The 21,749-nt window shown below is 71.8% G+C and carries 18 protein-coding genes; 9 read left to right on the top strand and 9 right to left on the bottom strand.

Annotation, left to right across the window (positions count from 1 at the left end):
* Nucleotides 1–59: 59 nt before the first annotated feature.
* On the top strand, nucleotides 60–1,028 hold the full coding sequence (locus tag BJ976_RS00920) for a hypothetical protein (RefSeq protein WP_167736928.1): 969 nt from the start codon (nucleotides 60–62) through the stop codon (nucleotides 1,026–1,028).
* Nucleotides 1,029–1,088: 60 nt separating this feature from the next.
* Nucleotides 1,089–1,871: a hypothetical protein gene (locus tag BJ976_RS00915; RefSeq protein WP_135029401.1), complete on the top strand. Its 783-nt coding sequence runs from the start codon at nucleotides 1,089–1,091 to the stop codon at nucleotides 1,869–1,871.
* A gap of 9 nt (nucleotides 1,872–1,880) precedes the next feature.
* Here the strand turns inward: BJ976_RS00915 and BJ976_RS00910 are convergent, their stop codons facing one another.
* The 3 genes from BJ976_RS00910 to BJ976_RS00900 all read right to left on the bottom strand — a co-directional run bounded on the left by BJ976_RS00910 (nucleotide 1,881) and on the right by BJ976_RS00900 (nucleotide 4,429).
* The gene (locus BJ976_RS00910) at nucleotides 1,881–2,492 is read right to left on the bottom strand and encodes a TetR/AcrR family transcriptional regulator (protein ID WP_135029403.1); all 612 of its coding nucleotides are present in this window, start codon (nucleotides 2,490–2,492) and stop codon (nucleotides 1,881–1,883) included.
* Between the two features lie 92 nt (nucleotides 2,493–2,584).
* On the bottom strand, nucleotides 2,585–3,937 hold the full coding sequence (locus tag BJ976_RS00905; protein ID WP_135029405.1) for a phenylacetate--CoA ligase family protein: 1,353 nt from the start codon (nucleotides 3,935–3,937) through the stop codon (nucleotides 2,585–2,587).
* A gap of 75 nt (nucleotides 3,938–4,012) precedes the next feature.
* Nucleotides 4,013–4,429: a PaaI family thioesterase gene (locus BJ976_RS00900; RefSeq protein WP_135029407.1), complete on the bottom strand. Its 417-nt coding sequence runs from the start codon at nucleotides 4,427–4,429 to the stop codon at nucleotides 4,013–4,015.
* 192 nt (nucleotides 4,430–4,621) lie between these two features.
* Here BJ976_RS00900 and BJ976_RS00895 point away from each other — a divergent pair, with 192 nt between their 5' ends.
* The 6 genes from BJ976_RS00895 (at nucleotide 4,622) to BJ976_RS00870 (ending at nucleotide 14,490) form a co-directional block, all read left to right on the top strand.
* The gene (locus BJ976_RS00895; RefSeq protein WP_135029409.1) at nucleotides 4,622–8,182 is read left to right on the top strand and encodes a TM0106 family RecB-like putative nuclease; all 3,561 of its coding nucleotides are present in this window, start codon (nucleotides 4,622–4,624) and stop codon (nucleotides 8,180–8,182) included.
* A 43-nt stretch (nucleotides 8,183–8,225) separates the two neighbouring features.
* Nucleotides 8,226–9,665, top strand: a complete 1,440-nt coding sequence (gene purB, locus BJ976_RS00890) for an adenylosuccinate lyase (protein ID WP_135029410.1) — start codon at nucleotides 8,226–8,228, stop codon at nucleotides 9,663–9,665.
* A gap of 38 nt (nucleotides 9,666–9,703) precedes the next feature.
* Nucleotides 9,704–10,885 carry a DUF8462 domain-containing protein gene (locus tag BJ976_RS00885; RefSeq protein ID WP_135029412.1) on the top strand — a complete coding sequence of 394 codons (1,182 nt, stop codon included), beginning with the start codon at nucleotides 9,704–9,706 and terminating at the stop codon, nucleotides 10,883–10,885.
* Between the two features lie 57 nt (nucleotides 10,886–10,942).
* On the top strand, nucleotides 10,943–11,833 hold the full coding sequence (locus tag BJ976_RS00880; RefSeq protein WP_135029414.1) for a trimeric intracellular cation channel family protein: 891 nt from the start codon (nucleotides 10,943–10,945) through the stop codon (nucleotides 11,831–11,833).
* Nucleotides 11,834–11,913: 80 nt separating this feature from the next.
* Entirely contained in the window at nucleotides 11,914–12,930 is a 1,017-nt protein-coding gene (locus BJ976_RS00875) for a trimeric intracellular cation channel family protein (RefSeq protein ID WP_135029416.1), read from the top strand.
* A gap of 21 nt (nucleotides 12,931–12,951) precedes the next feature.
* On the top strand, nucleotides 12,952–14,490 hold the full coding sequence (locus BJ976_RS00870) for a DUF1846 domain-containing protein (RefSeq protein ID WP_135029418.1): 1,539 nt from the start codon (nucleotides 12,952–12,954) through the stop codon (nucleotides 14,488–14,490).
* A 138-nt stretch (nucleotides 14,491–14,628) separates the two neighbouring features.
* Here the strand turns inward: BJ976_RS00870 and BJ976_RS00865 are convergent, their stop codons facing one another.
* From BJ976_RS00865 to BJ976_RS00840, 6 genes are all read right to left on the bottom strand, one after another.
* Nucleotides 14,629–15,282, bottom strand: a complete 654-nt coding sequence (locus BJ976_RS00865) for a hypothetical protein (protein ID WP_135029420.1) — start codon at nucleotides 15,280–15,282, stop codon at nucleotides 14,629–14,631.
* 153 nt (nucleotides 15,283–15,435) lie between these two features.
* Nucleotides 15,436–16,377 (bottom strand): HNH endonuclease, encoded by a 942-nt coding sequence (locus BJ976_RS00860; RefSeq protein WP_229667255.1) that lies wholly within the window; start codon nucleotides 16,375–16,377, stop codon nucleotides 15,436–15,438.
* A gap of 66 nt (nucleotides 16,378–16,443) precedes the next feature.
* On the bottom strand, nucleotides 16,444–17,538 hold the full coding sequence (locus tag BJ976_RS00855) for a S66 family peptidase (protein WP_135029424.1): 1,095 nt from the start codon (nucleotides 17,536–17,538) through the stop codon (nucleotides 16,444–16,446).
* Between the two features lie 73 nt (nucleotides 17,539–17,611).
* The gene (locus tag BJ976_RS00850; RefSeq protein ID WP_135029426.1) at nucleotides 17,612–18,673 is read right to left on the bottom strand and encodes a hypothetical protein; all 1,062 of its coding nucleotides are present in this window, start codon (nucleotides 18,671–18,673) and stop codon (nucleotides 17,612–17,614) included.
* Nucleotides 18,670–19,713, bottom strand: a complete 1,044-nt coding sequence (locus BJ976_RS00845) for a hypothetical protein (RefSeq protein ID WP_135029428.1) — start codon at nucleotides 19,711–19,713, stop codon at nucleotides 18,670–18,672. The genes BJ976_RS00850 and BJ976_RS00845 overlap by 4 nt, the downstream gene beginning before the upstream one ends.
* Nucleotides 19,710–20,144, bottom strand: coding sequence for a PadR family transcriptional regulator (locus tag BJ976_RS00840; RefSeq protein WP_135029430.1), 435 nt, complete (start codon nucleotides 20,142–20,144; stop codon nucleotides 19,710–19,712). Before BJ976_RS00840 ends, BJ976_RS00845 begins: the two co-directional genes overlap by 4 nt.
* A 143-nt stretch (nucleotides 20,145–20,287) precedes the next feature.
* On the opposite strand from BJ976_RS00840, the gene BJ976_RS00835 reads away from it, so the two are divergent.
* Nucleotides 20,288–21,670, top strand: coding sequence for a hypothetical protein (locus tag BJ976_RS00835; RefSeq protein ID WP_135029432.1), 1,383 nt, complete (start codon nucleotides 20,288–20,290; stop codon nucleotides 21,668–21,670).
* The last annotated feature ends 79 nt before the right edge of the window (nucleotides 21,671–21,749 follow it).

Here is a 21,749-nt window from a genome sequence, read left to right as displayed (position 1 = left end):
CGCCCCGCCCGGCGGCCGCCGGATTGACCCCGCCCTCGCGTGAGCGGAGACTGTGGCCCATGACCCTCGATCCCGCGCGCACGCGCCTCCCCTTCCCCTCCCGTCGCGCCCGCCTGGGCGCGGCGGTCCTGCTGACCTCCGCGGCGGTCCTCACCGGCTGCGGCGCCGGCGGGTCCGACGGCGGCGCGACCACCTCCTCCTCGTCCGACGCCGCGGCCGCGGCCGCGTCCTCGACCAGCGCCTCCCCCACGGAGGCGTCCTCCTCGACGTCCACCGCATCCGGGAGCGCGTCGACCTCCGCCTCCACCTCCTCCTCGAGCTCCGCCGCCGGGGCGCCCCCGCTGCCGGGCGGGGTGAATGCGGACGTGGAGCTGCCGGAGAACGAGAAGGTGCTCGCCCTCAAGGAGCCGATGGCCGAGGTCCTCGGCCTCCAGGGGGACGTCACCGTGGACACCACCGCGACGGGCGAGTTCTCCATTCTCCGGTCCCAGCAGCAGGAGGCCGCCACGGCCACCGACGCCGAGGAGATGCGCGCGGCGTCCCTCCCGCTCGCCGACGACGCCTGCTGGGCCGCGCAGGGGGAGGTCAGCGGCCTGCTGGCGGAGTCCGGCGGCACCGAGGTGAGCTACGGGGGCACCCGCGCGGAGCCTGCGGAGGGTGCGGAGGAGACGGGCCCGGACACGTCCGCCCTCATCACCACGCTCCCGGACGAGGCCGCGGCTGCGAAGGTCCAGCAGGCCGAGCAGGACCGGGCGAAGACCTGCGAGGGCAACGCGGACTACGCGGCCGCCATCACCACCGAGCGCACCACCGTGGACGGCGTGGACTACGACGTCACCACCACCACCGCGACCGAGGACGGCGCGGGCCCGATGCCCGGCATCAGCGTCATGACGCGGGATGGCGCACGCCTGATCGCCGTCACCGCGCTCGACAGCGCCGGTGAGAAGGCCACGCCCGAGCAGGTCGTGGAGATGGCGCAGGGCGTCCGCGAGGCGGTCGCGAAGGAGTTCGGCCCGGCCTCCTGACCGGCCCGGTCGACCCGGCCCGGCGGCCGACCCGGCCGCGGCGCGCGGGAGAATGGGGGCATGCGCCTCCGCTCCCGTGCCGCCGCGGCCCTTCTCCTGTGCACGCTGGCGGCCCCGCTGACCGTCGGATGTGACGCCCGGGACTCGTCCGGCCCGGCCTCCCCCGCCGAGTCCGCGCCCTGGGTGGACCCGGCCGCGCAGGCCCGGGTGCGGGCCGTCGTCGAGCAGGGCACGGGCGCGAAGATGACCATCCTGGACGTGTACTCGCCGGCCGAATACGCCGCGGCCATGCAGCGGCAGCAGGAGACCGTGTTCGGCGACGACGTCCCCCTGGAGACCGCCCGGGACGCCTCCCAGGCCTGCCTGGCCGCGAACCGGGAGGTCACCGCACTCGAGGCGGGATCGGGCGCGCGAGCGCTGGCCGGGGCGGGTTCCGCCGGCGGCCTGGGCGCGGCGTCCCCGGAGGGGTACGTGAACCTCACCGTCACGGACTTCCCTGACGAGGCGTCGGCGCGGGAGTCCTGGGCGGGGCACGGCCGGGTGCGCGCGGCCTGCACGGGCCAGGACGGCTGGCTCGGCATGCTCGACGCGCGGGAGGCCTCCTGGGAGGGCGCGCAGGCGGGGCAGGGCGGGCAGGCCGTGGTCTTCACGCGCCGGATCCCGGGCCCGGACGGGAGCGAGGTCCGCATGCAGGCCGCGCACGTCCTGGACGGACGGCGGCAGTACGTCCTCAACCGGCGCACGGACGGCCCGGACGCCGCATCGGAGGCGACGGGTCGGACCGACGGGACCGCCGACGTCGCGCTCCTGCGGGAGGTGGCGGACGCCCTGGCGTCCGGCTGAGGGCGGGACTCAGCCGCGCAGGCCGCCCATCACCACACCGGTCACCGCGGCGACCATCTCGTCCACGGTCTTGTGCCCGGGGGCGTCGCCCTCGGGGCGGTACCAGTCGACCACCGAGTTGATCATGCCCAGGGCGAGGCGGGCGAGGTTGCGGGGGGTGACGTCGTCGCGGACGGAGCCCTCGGCCTGGGCGGCCTCGATCATCTCGCCCAGGCGGCGCGTGATGTCGCGGCGGCGCTCCATGGCGGCGCGCTCCACGTCGGAGTTGCCCCGCAGGCGCAGCAGAAGGGTGACCTCAGGCATCTTCTCCACGAGGACCTCGAGGCCGCCGCGGATGGCGCGCTCCACCTGCCCGCCGGGGGCCACCCCGGATGCCTGGGCGCGGTCCATGGACGCCTCGAGCGCGTCGAGGGCGTCGTCCAGGGCGTGGCCGAGGATCGCCTCCTTGGACTCCACGTGGTGGTAGATCGCGGACTTGGAGATGCCCAGGTGCGCGGCGAGCATGCCCATGGACGTCGCCTCGTAGCCGTGCCGGTTGAAGAGCTCGACGCACTCGGCCAGGAGCGTCTGCCGGTCATAGCCGGGCCGGCCGCGGCGCGGGGTGGGGCTGCTCTGGGGCACGGGGCTCCTTCGGGGGCGGGCGGACGCCGACGACGGCGCACCGATCCACTCTACCGGGCACGCCGGCGTCGGGTTCGGCCGCAGGGCCGGGGTCAGTCCTTGTCGCGCAGGTCGTAGATGCGCTTGAGCTTGCCGGAGGACCGGGCGAGGGTCTCCGGATCGACCACGTTGATGGTGCAGGAGGAGCCGATCTTGATCTTGATCTCCTTCTGCAGGTGCGCGGCGCAGGCCTGGGCCTCCTCGAGGGTCGCATGATCGCGACGCTCGATGTTCACGGCCATCTGGTCCATGCGGTCCGGGCGCGTGATCTCGAGGGTGAAGTGCGGCGACAGGGCGGGCTCCTTGAGGGCCAGCTCCTCGATCTGCGACGGGAACAGGTTGACGCCGCGCAGGATGATCATGTCGTCCGAGCGGCCGGTGATGCGGCCCATGCGGCGGTGGCCCGGGTGGGAGGTGCCCGGCAGCAGGCGGGTGAGGTCGTGCGTGCGGTAGCGGATGATCGGCAGCGCCTGCTTGGTGAGCGAGGTGAAGACGAGCTCGCCGGGGCGGCCGGTCTCGAGGACCTCGTCCGTGAGCGGGTCGATGATCTCGGGGCGGAAGTGGTCCTCCCAGATGTGGGAGCCGTCCTTGGTCTCCACGGACTCGCCGGCCACGCCCGGGCCCATGACCTCGGACAGGCCGTAGATGTCCAGGGCGTCCAGGTCGAAGGCCTGCTCGATCTCGCGGCGCATCTCCTCGGTCCACGGCTCGGCGCCGAGGATCGCGGTCTTCAGCGAGGACGTGCGGGGGTCCAGCCCCATCTTCTTGAAGCCGTCCGCGATGGTCAGCAGGTAGGTGGGGGTGGAGAGGATGGCGCTGGGCTCGAAGTCGGTGAGCAGCTGCACCTGCTTCTCGGTCTGGCCGCCGGACATCGGGATCACGGCCGCGCCGAGGCGCTCGGCGCCGTAGTGCGCACCCAGGCCGCCGGTGAAGAGTCCGTAGCCGTACGCGTTGTGCACCTTGTCGCCGGGGCGGATGCCGCCGGCGCGGAAGCAGCGGGCGACGAGCGTGGCCCAGGTGGCCAGGTCGTCGTCGGTGTAGCCGACCACGGTGGGCTGGCCGGTGGTGCCGGAGGAGGCGTGGATGCGGCGGAGCTCGGACCCGGTGGCCGCGAAGGCCTTGAACGGGTAGTTCTTCCGCAGGAACTCCTTGTCCGTGTACGGGAACTTCGCCAGGTCCTCGAGGGCCTTGAAGTCCGAGGGGTGCACGCCGTGGGCGTCGAAGTGCTCCTTGTACCCCGGGGCGTTCTCGTAGGCGTGGTGCAGGGACCAGCGCAGGCGTTCGGTCTGGAGCGCCTCGATCTGGTCGCGGCTCATCGTCTCCTCGGGGTCCTGCTTCCCGCGATCGTCGGGGTTCTTCGCGAGCGGAGCCGGGGAGTAGGGGTTCGGGACGGACGCCTCGAGCATCGGGGTCTCCTTGGGGATGGGACGGGTCGGTCGGTCTGCTGGGGAGGGCGGGACGTCGTCGGAGGACGACGCCGGTCAGCCCGCCTTCGCGGCGACGGTGCGGGAGCGGCCGCGGAACGCGGCCACGGGGGCGCCGTCGTCGGTGGTCACGGTGATGTCGTAGACGCCGGAGCGGCCGGCGGAGGCGACCAGGCGCCCCTCGGCGATCAGCGTCTGGCCGGCACGGGTGCCGGCCAGGAAGTTGACGTCCACGCCGGAGGCGACCGTGATGGTGCTGCCGTCCCCGTGCGGGTCGTTGCAGGTCAGGGCGAAGCACGAGTCCGCGAACGCGAACACGGCGCCGCCGTGGGCCATGCCGAAGCCGTTGTGGTGGTCCTCGGTCAGGGTCATGCGGATGCGGGCGTGGTCCTTCTCCGCGGCCTCGAGGGTCACGCCGAGCCACTGCGCCACGCGGTCGTCCGCGAGCATGGGGTGGTGCGGGGTGTCGGCCATGGTCCTCCCCGGGGTCGGGCACGCGGGCGCGCGGCGATTTACTGAACGATCATTAGGTAACTCCGTCGATGTGACCTGCGTCAAGTCAGGGGCGGCGTGTGACGGGGAGGAGGCGGGAGGCGGGTCGCCCCCGCGCAGGATCCGGCAGAGCCCGCCCTTATCCCGTCCGCTCCCCCTGCCTAGGGTGGGCCCATGGTCTCCTTCGCCCCCGACCTCCGCTCCTTCCTCCTCAGCCCCTCCGACGTCACGGCCGCCGCCACGTGCGAGTACGGCTGGTACCGCCTGAAGGTGGACCCTGCGCTCGGCCGCGCCCCGCAGCCGGTGGACGAGGACCCGTTCCTGACGCGGGTGTCCGGGCTCGGGGACGAGCACGAGGCGCGGGTGCTGGCGGGCCTGACCGCCGAGCACGGCGCGGAGCGGGTGGCGGTGCTGGAGAGGCCCTCGCACTGGATCCCCGAGGAGATCGCCGCGGCCCGGGACCGCACGGCGGCGGCGCTGGAGGGCCGGCCGGCCGTGGTCTTCCAGGCGATGCTGCACGACGGCACGTTCGGCGGCCTCGCGGACTTCCTGGTCCTGCGCCGGGACGCCGGGCACCCGGAGGGCGCGTACGAGGTGGTGGACACCAAGCTCGCCCGCCACGCCCGCGTGACGGCGCTACTGCAGATCGCCGCGTACGCGGACCTGCTGGACGGGATGGGCGTGCCGCGCACGCGCACCGGCAGCCTCTGGCTGGGGGACCACACGCGGCACGAGGTGGACCTCACGGACGTGATCCCCGTGTACCGGCATCAGCGGGCGCGGCTCGAGCGGGACCTGCGGGCGCACGTCGACGCCGGCCGGGCCGCGTCCTGGGACGACGGCCTGGCGGTCTGCGGGGCGTGCCCGGCGTGCGAGGAGGCGATCACCGCGCACCGGGACGTGCTCCTGACCGCCGGGGCCACCCGCCTGCAGCGCACGCGGCTGCGGGAGGCCGGCATCCGGACCGTCGAGGACCTCGCAGCGTCGGAGCAGACGCCCCCGGGGATCTCCGAGCGCACGTGGCGGGGGCTGCGGGACCAGGCCGTCCTGCAGCTGACCCCGCAGCGGCCGGACGGCACGCCCGAGTTCCGGATCGTGGACCCCGAGCCGATCCGCAGCCTGCCCGCCCCGAGCGCGGGCGACCTGTTCTTCGACTTCGAGGGGGACCCCCTGTGGACCGCCCCGAGCGGGGCCATGGAGGGGCTGGAGTACCTGTGGGGCTGGGTCAAGGCCCCGGACGGGGACACGGCGGGCACGGCGTTCGAGGACTTCCGCTTCACGGGACTGTGGGCGGACTCGCGGGCGCAGGAGCGGGCGGCGCTGGAGGAGTTCGTGCGGTGTGTGGAGGCCCGCCGGGCGGAGCACCCGGACATGCGGATCTACCACTACGCGGCGTACGAGGTGACGGCGCTGAAGCGGCTGACGGTGCGCCACGGCGTCGGGGAGGCGGAGCTGGACGACTGGCTGCGGGCCGGCCTGTTCGTGGACCTCTACGCCACCGTGCGCGCCAGCCTGCGGGCGGCCGTGGAGAGCTACTCCATCAAGAAGCTCGAGCCGCTCTACATGGGCGCGGACCACCGCAGCGAGGACGGGGTGACCACCGCCGCGGACTCCGTCACCGAGTACCACGCCTACGCCGCGGCGGGGGACGCGGACGAGGCCCGGCGGCTGCGCGCGGGCATCGAGGACTACAACCGGTACGACTGCGTCTCCACCGCCCGGCTGCGGGACTGGCTGCGGGCCCAGGTGGACGGCGAGGCGGAGCCCGCCGACGGGGCGGACGCGTCCGCCGAAGTCGACGCGGACCCGCTCACAGCCGAGTCCGCACCCAGCGCTCGAGAGGAGGACATCACGCGCGCCGGAGCCGTGCTGTCCCTGCTGCCGGAGGAGTGCCGCGAGGCGGGCGCCGTCCTCGACGCGGACCAGCGCGCCCTCGCGATGCTCGCCGCGGCGCTCGAGTACTTCCCCCGGGAGAACAAGCCCCTGTGGTGGGCGATGTTCGACCGCGCGGTCTCCGCTCCGGACGAATGGCAGGAGCCGCGGGCGAACCTCGTCTTCGATGCGGTGGAGCAGGTGAGCGAGTGGGAAAAGCCCCCGGGGAAGGGCAATCCGTTGAGGGAGCTGACGGTCACCGGTCGGCTCGAACCGGGCACCGAGATCCGACCGCGGGAGCGGAAGTCCGACCAGTTCAAGCTCCAGGCCCTCTACGACGATCCGCCCGCCTGGGCCGTCCTGCAGCCCAATGCGGTGCGTTGGCAGAGCAAGAGCCCGCTGGATGCCGTCGAGGTCGAGGGGATCGGCGGGGAGCGGTTCCGAGTGAGGCTCCTGCAGCGGCAGAGCGTGAAGTACGAGTCGCAGCACGCCGAAGTGCCCATGGGGGTCTTCCACCTGAACTACGTCTCACCCGGGGCCATCCTGGACCGCATCCGGGAGGAGGCGGAAGCCGCAGCCTCGACCGCCTCGCTTCCCGGGGGCGCCGTGTCCGATCTCCTGGCGCGCCGCGACCCGTCGGCCGTGGGCCGCAGCGTGCGGGACATCTCGAACGACGTCCGCAGCGGAGCCCTCGACGGGGTGACCGGCCTGGTTGAGGCGCTCGGTTCGGCCCAGGGGTCCTATGTGGCTGTGCAGGGGCCGCCCGGGACCGGCAAGACGCATGTGGGCAGTCACGCGGTGAAGGCACTGCTGGAGCGCGGGTGGAGCGTGGGCGTCACAGCGCAGTCCCATGCCGTGGTGGAGAACTTCCTGGACAAGCTCGTCCAGATCGGGGTGGAGCCGGAACGGGTCGGCAAGAAGCCGAAGGATCCCTCGGCGGAGCACTCGTGGACCGCGCTGGGAGACAAGGAAGACCTCGACTTCGCCGGACCGGGTCGGGTGGTGGGTGGCACGTCCTGGCTGTTCTCCCATGCCGACGTCTCCCCCGTCGACCTCCTCGTCGTGGACGAGGCTGGACAGCTGTCCCTGGCGTATCTGCTGGGGGCGGGCTCCTCTGCGAGGACGATCCTCCTGCTGGGCGACCCGCAGCAGCTCCCGCAGGTGCAGAAGGGCGAGCACCCTCAGCCGATCGGAGAGGCGGCCCTCACCTGGATAGCGGAGGGTCACGCCGTCCTCCCCGGCGAGCGCGGCTTCTTCCTGGACACGTCCTGGCGCATGCACTCCGCGCTCACGCGGGCCGTCTCCGACCTGTCCTACGCGGGACAGCTGCGCTCCCGAGAGGACGTCACGGACGCCCGCCGGCTCGGGGGGATCGCGCCGGGCCTGCACCCCCGGCCAGTCGAGCACACCGGCAACGCGGTGTCCTCCGAAAAGGAGGCGAAGAGGGTCGTGGAGCTGGTGAGGGACGTCGTCGGGCGGAGCTGGACGGACCCCCAGGACGGGGACAGTCCGCGTGCCCTCACCCCCGAAGACGTGATCGTGGTGGCGCCCTACAACGCGCAGGTCGCCACAGTCCGGACGGCACTCGATGACGCCGGCTTCACGGCCACCACCGTGGGCACCGTGGACAAGTTCCAGGGCCGGGAGGCCCCGGTCGCGATCCTCACCATGGCGGCGTCGAGCCCGCAGGAGGTCCCCCGCGGCCTGGACTTCCTCCTGAACCGCAACCGGCTCAACGTGTCCATCTCCCGCGGCAAGTGGGCCTGCTACCTGGTCCACTCCCCCGCGCTGGCGGACGCGCTCCCCGCCAACCCGGCGGACCTGCCCATGATCGGGGCGTTCCTGCGGCTGGTGCACCGGTGACGCGGGACCCGGCCTCCCGGGCGGCGGTGCCAGAATGGGGATCATGACCTCGCAGCCCTCCGCCACGCCCGCCTCCACCGCCGACCGTCAGCCCCTGGGCGCGGCCGGGATCGCCCTCGGCCCGCTGGACGGGCGCTACCGCTCCGCCGTGGAGCCGCTCGTGGACCACCTCTCCGAGGCGGCCCTGAACCGCAACCGCATCCACGTGGAGGTGGAGTGGTTCGTGCACCTCGCCGAGGGCCGCGTGCTGCCGGGCCTGGAGCCGCTCACGGACGAGCAGAAGGCCGGGCTGCGCGCGATCGTCACGGACTTCGACGCGGACTCCGTGGCCGAGCTCGCCGAGACCGAGCGCGTCACCGTGCACGACGTCAAGGCGGTGGAGTACTTCATCGCCGCCCGTCTCGAGGGCCTGGGCCTGGCGCACCTGAAGCCGCTGGTGCACTTCGCGTGCACCTCCGAGGACATCAACAACCTGGCGTACGCGGTGGGCGTGCGCGACGCCGTCGAGCAGGTCTGGCTGCCCGCCGCCCGCGCCGCGGTGGACACGATCTCCGCGATGGCCGCCACCGCCGCCGAGACCCCGATGCTCTCCCGCACCCACGGCCAGCCGGCCACCCCCACCACGCTCGGCAAGGAGATGGCGGTGTTCGTGCACCGCCTGGGCCGGCAGATCGCCCGGGTCGAGCGCACCGAGTACCTCGGCAAGATCAACGGCGCCACCGGCACCTACGCCGCGCACCTGTGCGCCGCCCCGGACGCGGACTGGCCGGCACTCTCCCGGTCCTTCGTGGAGCACCTCGGCCTGACCTGGAACCCGCTGACCACGCAGATCGAGTCCCACGACTGGCAGGCGGAGCTCTACGCGGACGTGTCCCGGTTCAACCGGATCCTCCACGGCTTCTGCGTGGACGTGTGGTCCTACATCTCCATCGGCTACTTCGCGCAGATCCCCGTGGCCGGCGCCACCGGCTCCTCCACGATGCCGCACAAGGTCAACCCCATCCGCTTCGAGAACGCCGAGGCCAACCTCGAGCTCTCCTGCGCCCTGCTGGACTCCCTCGGCGCCACGCTGATCGAGTCCCGCTGGCAGCGCGACCTCACGGACTCCACCTCGCAGCGCAACATCGGCGTGGCCCTGGGCCACTCGGTGCTCGCCCTGACCAACGTCACCAAGGGCATGGGCCAGCTGCAGGTCGCCGAGCCGGTGCTCGCCGAGGACCTGGACCACAACTGGGAGGTGCTCGGCGAGGCCGTCCAGACGGTGATGCGCGCCGAGGCGATCGCCGGCGTCGAGGGCATGGACAACCCCTACGAGCGCCTCAAGGAGCTCACCCGCGGCCAGCGCGTGGACGCCGCGCGCATGCGCGAGTTCGTCCAGGGCCTGGGCCTGTCCGACGACGCCGAGACGCGCCTCCTCGCCCTCACGCCCGCCGCCTACACGGGCCTCGCGGCGCGCCTGGCCGCCGAGTTCGGCGGCCGCTGACGGGCCTGCCGAACAAAAAAAACAAATACGATGTGAGCATGCGCGATCCCGTGCCCTGCCCAGACCAGCCGAACAGCCCCTTCACGCCGGGGTACGGGCGGCGTCCCCTCGTGTTCGGCGGCCACGAAGACCTGCTCCGCGACATGGGCAGAGTCTTCCAAGACCATGACTTCGGCGAGAACCAGTCCGTCCTCCTGTCCGGGCTGAGGGGCGCCGGAAAGACCTCCATGCTGCAGCGGATCGAAGACCTCGCCCGAGATGCTGGTTGGCTCGTGATCAGCGAGGATGCCAGCGCGGGCCTCCAACGCCGGCTGGTGGAGAGCACGTTGCCAGACGTCGTGAATTCCCTACCCCGGCAGACCAAACGTGAGCTCAAGGAACTGGGGCTCTGGCACTTCTCCGCCGCGTGGGAGGTCACAGAGCGTCCCTCTCGTCCACTCATGCGCAATGATCTGGTGACCGTTGCCCAACATGCCGGGGTGCGCGGAATCCTCATCACGATCGACGAGGTCTCCTCGGGCAAGACGCGCCTGCGAGAGGTCAGCGCCGTCGCACGGGAGATCTCCCATGCCATCAGCCGCGGAGCAGACATCGTCGTGGCATTCGCCGGCATCAAGGTCGACCTCGACGAACTCGTACGGCAGGAGCACACGACCTTTCTCCGCCGCTCCCGGACCGCCGACTTCCACCGACTTTCCCCGAAGGAGACCCGCCACGTCCTCGCGGAGACGGCACGCCTCGGCGGCCGGGAGTTCACCGAAGAAGCCCTGGAGATGCTGATCGCCGCGGCCCAGGGCTACCCCTACCTCGTCCAGCTGCTGGGCGACTACGCGTGGCGACACCGGCCGAACCAGCCCCGGATCGACCTGTCTGCCGCCGAGGCAGCCCGCGACCGGGGGCTGCAGGCGGTGATGGACCGCGTGCTGTCGAAGGTCTTCAACGACCTCTCCGCCAAGGATCAGGAGTTCCTCCGCGCCATGGCTGTCGACGAGGAGCGATCCCGCATCGGCGACATCACCGGGCGCCTCGGCTCCTACAGCCAGTATGTGAATCAGTATCGGAACCGACTCATCGACAGCGGCTACGTGCAACCGGACGGACACGGGTACCTCCGCTTCGCCCTTCCCTACCTCGGCGCCTACATCCGCTCTCTGACCGACAGGGGCCCGGCGTCGGCTCCGGACGACGACTGGAGCGCCTACCCGCCTCCCCTGACATGACGGGCGCCGGCCCGGGCTGCGGGGACACCACAGGAGCGTCCCCGCTACCGTGACCCCATGCTGACCTGCTCCGTCGCCGTCTGGCTGCTGACCACGTCCCCCAAGAGCCCGGAAGAGCTCCAGCGCGACCTGCCCTCCGCCGTCGACGAGACCGGCCAGGTGGCCGAGGCCGTGACCCAGATCGTCACGACGGTGGACCTGGTGGGCGTGTTCTTCTTCGCGATCTCCGGCGCTATCCTGGCCGTCCGGAAGGGGTACGACATCGTCGGCTCCCTGCTGCTGGCGCTCATGGTGGGCACCGGCGGCGGCGTGATCCGCGACCTGATCGTCAACCAGGACGTCCCGGCCGCCTTCCGCAACCCGTGGTACCTGATCCTGCCGGTGCTGGCGTCGCTGGCCGTGTTCTTCAAGGTCCTCGACGGCGAGCGCGGCAAGCACGCGGTGATGCTCGTGGACGCGGTGGGACTGGCCGTGTACTGCGTGGTCGGCACCCGGATCGCGCTGCTCGGGGGGCTCTCCCCCGTCTCGGCCGCGGTGCTCGGGCTCGTGACGGCGGTGGGCGGCGGCCTGCTGCGAGACGTGGTGGCGGGCGAGCCCCCGGCCGTGTTCGGCGGGCGCGGCTGGTACGCCGTGCCGGCGCTGATCGGCGCCGCCGCCACCTCCGCGCTGGGCCAGGCCGAGCTGCTGAGCATCTATACGATGCTCGCGGTAATGCTCGTGGTCCTGGCGCTGCGCGTGGTCTCCCTGCGCCGGGAGTGGATGGCCCCGGGCGCGGAGATCACCGGGGAGACCCAGCGCCAGCGCATGGACCCGGACGACGCCCCGCCCGTGCCGGACATCCGGGACCGCGACGGCGAGGACGGCCCGCCGGCGGACCCGGGCGAGGCGGACACCTCCTCCCAGCCGACCGTGGACCCGGACGGCCGCCGGGACGGCGCCTCCGCCTGACGCCCTGCGACAATGGCCGGGCCCGCCGCCGACGACGTCGCGGCGGGCCCGCTCTGTGCCCCGACCCGGAAGGAGCCGCCGTGGACCTGCAGCAGCTGTTCGCCGACCTGGCCGACGTCCCGTGGCTCCTGACCGCGCTGGACCTGGTGGGGGTGTTCTTCTTCGCGGTCTCCGGCGCCCTGCTGGCGGCCCGCAAGGACTTCGACCTGGTGGGCTCCATGGCGCTGGCCCTGTTCGCTGGCCTGGGCGGCGGCTTCACGCGGGACATCGTCCTGGACCGGGGCCTGCCGGCGTCGTTGGAGAACCCGATCTACCTGGCCCCGCCGGTGCTGGTGTCCCTGCTGGTGTACGTGGGCGCGATCCGCCCCAACCGGCTGAACCTGACCATCACCCTGTTCGACGCCGCCGGCCTCGCCCTGTTCACGGTGTCCGGCGTGATGATCGCGCACGCCATGGGCATCCATCCGGTGTCCGTGGTGGTGGTGGCCACCGTGGGCGCCCTCGGCGGCGGCGTGCTGCGGGACATCGTGGCCAATGAGGTGCCCTCCATCTTCGACCCCCGCGGCGTGTACGTGATGCCCGCCTTCGTGGGGGCGGCCGTGGCGGAGCTGGTGGCGCAGCGCGGCGCCCTGAACGCGTTCACGGGCTTTCTGATCGCCCTGCTGATCTTCACGGTGCGCATGGTGGCGTACCGCTACCAGTGGCGGCTGCCCGGGGCACACGTCACCCAGGACAAGGACCAGCTGGACCGTCTGCGTCGCCTGGCGGAGCAGGCGCAGGCCGCGGCGGCCCGACGCGCGGCGCGCGCCCGGGAGCGCACGCTGCGGCCGGTGTTCGGCCCTGCCGAGGAGTACGAGGACCAGGTGCGGGTGGAGGACTACGACCCGGACACGCAGTCCATCACCGTGGTGGACGAGGCCACCCGGCAGTCCGTCCGCTACCACCCGGAGACCGGCATCATGGACGTCACGGACCTGCGCACGGGCCGCACCCGCTCCTACGACGACCCGGAGGACGACTGGGTGGCGGACAGGACCACCGAGGACGACGCCGGACCGGACCGGACCGGGGCGGGGCGCGGGGCTGACGGGCGCTGAGAGTGGCTATGCTGGAGGTCCATGACCGGCACCGCTGACAGCGCCCCCACCATGGCCACCCAGTACACCGCGCGTCCCCTCGGGTTCGACCGCGCGACGTACATCGAGCTCCAGTCCCAGCACATCCAGGAGCGCCGGCGCCAGATCGGCGGGAAGCTGTACCTGGAGATGGGCGGCAAGCTCTTCGACGACCTGCACGCCTCCCGCGTCCTGCCCGGCTTCACCCCGGACAACAAGATCGCGATGCTGGATCGCATCAAGGACGAGACCGAGATCCTGGTCTGCTTCAACGCGAAGGACCTCGAGCGGAACAAGGTCCGGGCGGACCTCGGCATCACCTACGAGGACGACGTCCTGCGCCTCGTGGACGTGTTCCGGGAGCGCGGGTTCCTGGTGGAGCACGTGGTGGTCACGCAGCTGGAGGACGCCAACCACCGCGCGCTGGCCTTCCTGGAGAAGCTCGAGCGCCTCGGCCTGAAGGTGGCCCGCCACCGCGTCATCCCGGGCTACCCGCACGCCATGTCCACGATCGTCTCCGAGCAGGGCTTCGGCGCCAACGAATGGTCCGAGACCACGCGGGACCTCGTCGTCGTGACGGCCCCGGGCCCGGGCTCGGGCAAGCTGGCGACGTGCCTGAGCCAGGTGTACCACGACCGGCAGCGGGGCATCCCGGCCGGCTACGCGAAGTTCGAGACGTTCCCCATCTGGAACCTGCCGCTCGAGCACCCGGTGAACGCCGCCTACGAGGCCGCCACCGTGGACCTGGACGACATCAACCTGATCGACCCGTTCCACCTGGCCGAGTACGGCGAGCGGGTGACGAGCTACAACCGCGACGTCGAGGTGTTCCCGCTGCTCTCCGCGCTGCTGGAGAAGGTCACCGGTGCCACCCCGTACAAGTCCCCCACGGACATGGGCGTGAACATGGCCGGCGCGGCGATCGTGGACGACGAGGTGTGCCAGGAGGCCGCGAAGCAGGAGATCATCCGCCGCTACTACAAGGCGCAGGTCAACGAGGCGCTCGAGGGCGCGGACGACACCGAGTCCGAGCGCGTGGCCCTGGTGATGTCCAAGCTGGGCCTGAGCTCGGAGGACCGCCCCGTGGTGGGCGCCGCGCAGATCGTGGCCGAGCGCACCGGCGAGCCCGGCGCGGCCGTGCAGCTGGCGGACGGCACCCTGGTGACCGGCAAGACCTCGGAGCTGCTGGGCTGCTCCGCCGCGATGGTGCTCAACGCGCTCAAGGTGCTGGCCGGCATCTCCGACGACGTGCACCTGCTCTCCCCCGAGGCGATCGAGCCGATCCAGACGCTCAAGACCGTGCACCTGGGCTCCCAGAACCCGCGACTGCACACCGACGAGGTGCTGATCGCCCTGTCCGTGTCCGCCGCGACCGACGAGAACGCGAAGGCCGCCGTGGACCAGCTGGCCAACCTGGCCGGCTGCGACGTCCACACGACGACGATCCTCGGCTCTGTGGACGAGGGCATCTTCCGGTCCCTGGGGATGCTCGTGACGAGCGAGCCGAAGTTCCAGAAGAAGGGGCTATACCGGAAGCGGTGAGGCAGGGCGGTTCTTTTTCGCTCACGCAACACGCGTGGGTGAGATGCTTTCGGTGCCGCCCGGTCAGGGGACCCCGGCAATTCGCCGGGGTCGCTGACAAATTTGATCTCGATCTACGAGAATCTGCACATAGTCCAATCAGTCACGGGCTTTATTCGCATTGGCTCGCTCAATGGCCTCGATTGCCTGATCAAACGCACCCCCGAGAGCACCGAGACCGTCCCACACCTCACGCCGCTTGCGGCCGAAGTCCATAGCTAGGAGATCCCGACCCGTCTCATGCCCAGGATGCTGGGCGTGGATTTGCTGCGAAGCCACGTAGACGGCTGAGTCAATTAATGACTCTTGGGCCCTAGCCAATTCCACAACCACCTCGATCTTAGTGCGGATTTCTCGGCTACTCAAATTCTTTGCCTCAGCCCATATTCCGTTAATGGATGGCATCGCCTCCCGGAGTTTAGCAACGACACCAGGGATACCCTGAATAGACCCGACAGCAGGTTCATCGTCTAGAACTTTTGCTTCGAACTCTAGAACACGAGACTGATCCACAAGGGAAGCCTTAAGCCTGCAAAGCTTCTGTCTTAGTAGTTCCCTTCGGGCTGCTTGACCGCTCTCGATGTCTCTATTTATTGCATTCGCCTCTCGCGCAATCCCATTCGCTTTACGCGCACTAAAGTATGCAAACAATGAAATTATGACTGCTATGAGAGCGAGCGCAAGGGTTCCAACATCGACCCAGTCAGGCCCCACCCCGGCGTCTGATACCGAAGAATTTACAGTTAAGAACACTATTCCTAATCCCTCCAATTGTCGATTGGGGAGTGCCGCAGGCTCGAGAAACTGAATCCTACTCTTGTAGGTGTCATTGGTAACGGCAGATTTCTTCGAGCTGTCCAGATAGGGCCGCTTTAATGCATTTTTGGAATTATGTATTTATTAGCATTACGCAACGTCGGCGGCGGTAGCAGTCCGGAACCGGTCGTAGGCCCACACGAGCTTATCGTGATCGGGTCGGTTCGCTCGCGCCTTGGGAAGCATCATGAGGGGCTTCCCATGCAGGTCCTGCAGGCCGTGGCGCAGCATCGGGCCGTCGACCTCATCTAGCAGGTCCTGCCGGATTTCGACGATGGGGCGTTCTAGCGTCGGACGCAATCCGAGGAACCGTCGATCGAACGCCGCGTGGTGGATCTTGCAGAGAGCCATGCCGTTGCCGATCGTCGGCGTCCCCATCTCGTGGCTGTCATCGACGATGTGCGCCGCATCCAGTAGCTCCGGATGCGCCAGGTTGCATACCGCACAGTGATTCTCGTACGCCATCAGCACCGTTGAGCGGAAGACGGGTTGGTGCAGACGCACCTTCGTCTCCCGCATGAGATAGCGCTTGAGTGCGGGCACCGCGAACCCCTCGTCGAACTCCTCGACGGCGAAGTCCTCTTCCGCCAGCGGCGCCATGACGAACTGCTGCTGTTCCGGCTCTTCCCTGACGAGATACACGGGGGCTACCACCTGATACTCCGGCGGTTTGCCCCCTATGCCGATGAACCAGATGATCGGTTTCCGCAACTGCATTGCCCGGCGTAGCCCGACGTTCTCGGGATGGTGCGGATCATCCCCGCGCCATTTGTAGCGGATCAGCCCGTCCGTTCCGACCTCGTCCTCGTAAGGGCGTTTCTGACCGGGCGAACGGTAGGTCGTGACGATGGAGAGCGTGGCCTCGAAACCTCGCGGCTTCCAGATGCCCTGCTGGGAGGGGATCAGACGAAACGGCTGGCCGTTCCACTCGAAGTCAGCGATCTCGTCACGACTCAGGGGAATCTGCCGGTCGAAGGTGCGCTGCTCAAGCCAGGCAATCGCAGCATGGCGCAGACCTTCTGGTTCGGCCATGGGAAACCCCCTCATCTGTGGGGCCTCATTGCCGGCCACCGTCTGAGCCGCAGGCTATCAACTGGCTCACCCGAACTCCGCCCACACCCGCCTCTGGGCCCCGTCCACGGTCATCACCCCGCCATGCGGCAGCACCCACTGCGGCCGGGTGTGACCGAACGGCACGCCCACGCACACCACCGCGTCCGGGTTGTACGTCGCCACGGTCTCCACGACCACGTCCGCCTGCTCCGCGCGCAGCCGCGCCCGCTCGTCCGCCTCGCGCGGGACCTCGAAGGAGCTCGTGGGCGGGCGGGCCGCCAGCACGGCGTCCACGGCGCCGAGCATGCCGCGCTCGCCCAGGATGCGCAGCAGCCGCCGCACCTCGCCGGCGCTCGGCAGCTCCTCGCTCGTCTCGATCAGCAGCACCCCGCCCTCCAGCGCCGCCACATCCGCAGGGCCGCGCCCGGCCGCCATCACCCACGGCAGCACCTCCAGGCACCCGCCCCACGTCCGGCCGGTCACCACGCGCCGCGGCCCGGCCCAGCGCCAGGGCGAGGCGCCCGCGCCGGGCGCGCCGCCGTCGTCGTCCTGCGGGCCCGGCACCGGCTCCCGCTCGCCGAACTCACTCAGCGCGCGCGGGTCGAGCCAGTCGACGCCGTGGTCCTCCGACTCCCCCGGCTCCGTGATCTCCAGCCGCTCCCCCGTGAGCAAGGCAGCCCGCAGGGACGCCGCGTGCACCGCGTCCACGGCCGGCCCCGGCCCCAGGTGCACCTGCGTCGAACCGCCGTAGAAGCTCTGCACGCCGTGGGCCCACAGCCACTGGTGGAGGTTGGTGTTGTCGCTGTAGCCGAGGAACGGCTTGGAATCCGCGCGCATTGCGTCCGCGTCCAGGTGGCCGATCACCGTGATCTGGTCCTCCCCGCCCACCGTCGACACCACCGCCCGGATCTCCGGGTCCGCGAACGCCGCGTTCAGGTCCCGCGCCCGGTCCTCGGGACTCGCCCCGAGCTGCCGGGTGGTCGGGTACTCGACCGGCACCAGGCCGGTCACCTCGGCCAGCCGGCGCATCGCCTGCTCGTGCACGGCGGGGGCGAAGCCGGGCGCCGCGAACGACGGCGACACCACCGCGACCCGGTCACCGGGCCGGGCCTTGGGCGGGGAGATGAGGGGGTGCTCCATGCGGGGAGCCTAGCGGGACGAGCCGTCGTGATCGTCGGCTCCGAGACCGCCGGTCACGACCGCCCTGACCCGCTCACCCTGGGTGAGGCGACACTGCCCGCCGGTGCATCCGCCACATCCGCCATGCGATCAGCGGCATGAGCACCGCGCCGGCCACCGTCCACCAGTCCAGCGGGGCGGCGCGGTCGGCCAGGTGCGCCCACAGCTTGCCCACCCAGTACACGGCCACCGCGGTGAGCAGAATCGCCTCCCAGCGCAGCCGCCGGCCGCGGTCCGGGCGGAACCGCGCGGCGTAGTCCTGCGGGTTGCCGAACTCCTCGGCCATCGGACGGCCGGACGCCGCCGCGTGCGCACGGGCCTCATCCACCACCTCCCGCACGCGCGCGTCCGAGTACGCGAGCTTCGAGCGCAGCACGCCGCCGAGCACGAGGGCCCAGGCGTCGTCGTCGGGGGTCTGCGTGGTGGTGTCCGGGACGTCGTCCGTGGGCAGGAGCCAGAAGCCCAGCGCGCCGAGACCGAGGTAGCCGGCCACGATGGCCGCGTACCACCCCACGGATCCGGTGAACAGGGGCTGCTCCGAGAGCCAGGGCAGAAGGAACCCCGCCCCGACCACCAGCGGCACCGCGCCTGCCGCCACGATGCCCACCGTCGCCGAGAAGGAGCGCCGCAGGATGGTCTGGGACCACAGGGTGATGACCACTGTCATCACCACGGCGAGCACCAGCGAGAACAGGACGTGCCCCCACGTGTAGTCCACGCTGAGGCCGTCCCGGAACGCGAACACGGCGGCGAACGGCACGGAGAACAGCGCGGCGATGATCAGCGCATTGCACGGTGCCGCCCGCCACATCAGGGGTGGGTCCGTGTCCAGCACGGGCTCCCCGGCCGCGCTCGCCTCCGCCGCGCGCTCCCGGGCCCAGTCCACGGGCGGGCCGAAGAGCTCCTCCGGCCCCTGGCCCGACCCCTCGACGGCGGCCAGCGCCTCCGTCAGCTCCCGCAGGACGATCTCCTCCCGGACATCGTCCAGCAGGAAGCGGCCCGCGGCCGCAGCGGCCCAGTCCTTGTCCGCCGACACGCCGCGCGCGGCGGCGAAGCGGTCCAGCAGGGCCGGCAGGAGTGGCTCGTGGCGGGTCATCCTCGTCCGCCTTCGTCGGTGCTGCGCGTGGCCGCGCGGCGGACGTCCGTCCAGGCGAGTGCCGCGGCCGTCACGGCGCATGCGGTCACCAGCCAGTGCCACCACTGCGCCTCACCCTTCGGCAGCAGGACGCCGAACATCGCGCCCACCACCGCAGCGGCGGCGACGGTGGTGAGTGCCGCCGTCGTGCGCGCCCGGTGGACGCGGTCCCGCGGCACCCGCGCGGCGTACGAGGCAGGCGAGCCGAACTCCTCGGCCAGACTCGACCCGGCGTCGGCGGCGTGCGCGCGGGCCTCGGCCACCAGCTCATCCACCCGGTGCTCGGGGACGTCCGCGCGGGAGCGGAGCAGGAAGGCGAGGCGGGCCGCCCACTCCTCGTCGGCGGCCGGTGTGGCCCCCTGATCCGCGTCCCGCTCCGGGATCACCCGGGCGGCCACCCAGGACAGCACGCCGCACACCGCGGCGACGCCGAGCCACACGAAGGAGCTCACGCCCGCGGTGAGCCCGGCGTCGCCGAGGCCCAGCATGAGCACGGCCAGGGCCGCGAGCAGCGCGCCGGCCAGGCAGACCGCCGCACCGGCGGCCGCCACCGTGGGCACGTGCCGCTGCAGCCGCTCCCACGCACACAGCACGCCCATTCCGCCCACGCCGACCACCGGCGGCACCAGCAGCACGCCGAGGGAGAGGTCCGTGGTGAGTCCGTTCTTCATCAGGGTGAGCACGAAGGCCAGCAGCGCCCCCGCGCCGGCCAGGACCAGGCCCACCGTCAGCACATCCGCGCCGGTGGTGATGCGCGCATCCGTCAGGGGCTCACCGGCCTCGGCGGAGTCCACGCACGCCTGCGCAGCCCACTCCTGGGGTGCACCGAAGAGCTCCTCCGGACCCTCCTGGGACTGCACGACGACGGCCCGCGCCTCCGCCAGCAGGCGACGACGATGCGCCGGGGCGACCTCCTCGGCGGCCAGCGCGGCGTCGGCCGCGCGGAGCCAGGCGGCCTCCGCGGCACGGGCCGCGGCGGGGGCAGTGGTGTTGTCGGTCATCGGGCGGCCTCCTGCGGAACGGGAGCGGGGACGGATGCGGCGGTACCGCCGTCGGCGCCGGCCTCCCCCTCAGCGCCCAGGGCCGCGAGCGCGGCGCCGAGGGCCTGGAAGGAGGCGACGGCGTCGGCGTACTCGGCGCGGCCGGCGGCGGTGAGGGCGTAGTCCTTGCGGCCGGGGCCGCCCTGGCCCTCCACCCAGCGGGTGCTGACGTGTCCGGCCTCCTCGAGGCGGGCGAGCACGGGGTAGAGCGAACCGCCGCGGAGCGTGCCGAAGCCGCGGGCGGCAAGGGCCTGGGCGATCCCGTAGCCGTGCAGCGGCCCGGCCGTGAGCGCGCCGAGGATGGCGGGCTCGAGCGCGGCGCGCACCCAGCCCGAGGGCCAGGGGCGGGGGCCTGTCGCGGCGGGGTCGGCGTCGTCCGGGAACGGGATCATGTATCTAAGTACACGACGTATCTAGAGGTGTCGTCAAGCTGTGTCGGGGATCGGGTTCTCCCGAGTCCGGGCCTTCTCGTGTCTGCGGGCCGTGCCAGAATCGCGTATCACGTGCCCCCCCCCGACCCCCAGGAGCCCGCCCGATGCCCAGCGCCCTCGCGGTCCTGCTCGCGCTCGTGCTGCTCGCCGCCCTGATCGGCGGCGGGCTCGTGTGGCACGAGGAGCGGTTCTACGGTCGACTCCGGTTCGAAGAGAAGCCGCCGCTCGAGCTGCAGAACCACATGGGCGTGCCGGCGCAGGACCACTTCCGCAAGGCCCTGCGGGAGCTGCGCCTGGCCCTGGAGAACGACCGCCCCGCGGACGCGGAGGGCTGGGTGCGCACCGCCCGGCGCCGCGGCTGGTGGCTGGCCGAGACCGCCGCCGCGTCCGAGGCGTCCGCGGACGTGGGGAAGGCCGCGCGCCGCCTGGCCGAGCGCCGCGCACGCGTGGAGGAGCGCGTGATCAACGTGGAGGGCACCCGCCAAGTCGGGACCCTGGAGAACGCCGCCACGGACGCCGCCAAGCTCGAGACCGCCCGTGCCGCCGCCGCGCAGGCCTGGGTGGGCCTCACCCCCGAGCAGCGGGAGCGCATCCGCGACGGCGCAGAGCACCACCACCGGTGGGCGACGGCGGAGATCGCCGCCGTCATCACCGCGCACTCCACCGACCCCGGCCGGACCGAGCGGCTCGTCGCCGCGGCCCAGGCGCCCGTCACGGATGAGGACCTCGCCTCCTGGGCGGACTGGGAGTTCCGCAGCCTGCACTGGGCCGCGGACAAGGTCCCCCACCAGCACCGCGTCCACCCCGAGCGTCCGCCGCTGCCCGCCTACGCCTCCACGACCGCCCGCCGTCGCCACGCCGAGGCCGCGCATCTGCGCGAGCACCAGCTCGGCACGCCTCCGACGTCGGCCGCACCCCGCCCGATCGCACCCGCACGCCAGGCGGGACGTCCGGCGGCGACCCCCGAGCCCTACGCCGGGTCTGCCGCGCGGCGCCGGGCCCAGGCCCGGGCGCTGCACGAGGAGATGACCATGAAGGTGGCCTCCTACGACCTCGACTTCGACCTGCAGCTGGCCTATCCGCAGTTCCACAACCGGGACATCCCCGAGGTCCGTGCCATGGACGGCGCCGCCCGCCGCGCGGCGGACGAGTGGGACCTGGTCAAGGACGTCCCCGAGCGGCGGCTCGACGCCGGGGACGTGGCCGCCTACCGGGAGGCCGTGGACGCGTTCAAGCAGGCGGTGCTCGCCGCGGACGCCCGGGTGCGCCTGATCGGGGACGCCGGCATCACGGACGAGGAGCTCCGGGACCTCGAGACGGCCCGCGGCCTGTTCCGCCAGATCTCCGACCCGGCCAACCCTCCGTCCCTGCGGGACACCTACCGCGCGCGGCTCGTGCAGGTGCTCCGACGCATCGACGAGCGGCCCGGCAGCCGCGTGTCGTTCAGCCCGCAGAGTCTCCTGGCGCTGGAGGCCGGGGAGGACTGAGCCACGCACGACGGCGGCCGGGCCCCATCTCGGGGACCCGGCCGTCGTCGTCGGCTCGGTGAGGCTCAGCGACGCGCCA

This window comes from Micrococcus flavus (genome assembly GCF_014204815.1).
In the GTDB taxonomy this organism is placed as follows: Bacteria; Actinomycetota; Actinomycetes; order Actinomycetales; family Micrococcaceae; genus Micrococcus; species Micrococcus flavus.
The sequence above is the reverse complement of the archived record's forward strand: the minus strand, read 5'-3'. Positions and strand labels throughout refer to the sequence as shown.

Coding starts and splice junctions, on each gene's coding strand:
- BJ976_RS00915 (WP_135029401.1), top strand. CDS start 1,089: ATGCGCCTCCGCTCCCGTGCCGCCGCGGCCCTTCTCCTGTGCACGCTG.
- BJ976_RS00895 (WP_135029409.1), top strand. CDS start 4,622: ATGGTCTCCTTCGCCCCCGACCTCCGCTCCTTCCTCCTCAGCCCCTCC.
- BJ976_RS00860 (WP_229667255.1), bottom strand. CDS start 16,377: ATGGCCGAACCAGAAGGTCTGCGCCATGCTGCGATTGCCTGGCTTGAG.
- BJ976_RS00920 (WP_167736928.1), top strand. CDS start 60: ATGACCCTCGATCCCGCGCGCACGCGCCTCCCCTTCCCCTCCCGTCGC.
- BJ976_RS00885 (WP_135029412.1), top strand. CDS start 9,704: ATGCGCGATCCCGTGCCCTGCCCAGACCAGCCGAACAGCCCCTTCACG.
- BJ976_RS00845 (WP_135029428.1), bottom strand. CDS start 19,713: ATGACCGACAACACCACTGCCCCCGCCGCGGCCCGTGCCGCGGAGGCC.
- BJ976_RS00905 (WP_135029405.1), bottom strand. CDS start 3,937: ATGCTCGAGGCGTCCGTCCCGAACCCCTACTCCCCGGCTCCGCTCGCG.
- BJ976_RS00855 (WP_135029424.1), bottom strand. CDS start 17,538: ATGGAGCACCCCCTCATCTCCCCGCCCAAGGCCCGGCCCGGTGACCGG.
- BJ976_RS00870 (WP_135029418.1), top strand. CDS start 12,952: ATGACCGGCACCGCTGACAGCGCCCCCACCATGGCCACCCAGTACACC.
- BJ976_RS00840 (WP_135029430.1), bottom strand. CDS start 20,144: ATGATCCCGTTCCCGGACGACGCCGACCCCGCCGCGACAGGCCCCCGC.
- BJ976_RS00850 (WP_135029426.1), bottom strand. CDS start 18,673: ATGACCCGCCACGAGCCACTCCTGCCGGCCCTGCTGGACCGCTTCGCC.
- purB (WP_135029410.1), top strand. CDS start 8,226: ATGACCTCGCAGCCCTCCGCCACGCCCGCCTCCACCGCCGACCGTCAG.
- BJ976_RS00900 (WP_135029407.1), bottom strand. CDS start 4,429: ATGGCCGACACCCCGCACCACCCCATGCTCGCGGACGACCGCGTGGCG.
- BJ976_RS00835 (WP_135029432.1), top strand. CDS start 20,288: ATGCCCAGCGCCCTCGCGGTCCTGCTCGCGCTCGTGCTGCTCGCCGCC.
- BJ976_RS00880 (WP_135029414.1), top strand. CDS start 10,943: ATGCTGACCTGCTCCGTCGCCGTCTGGCTGCTGACCACGTCCCCCAAG.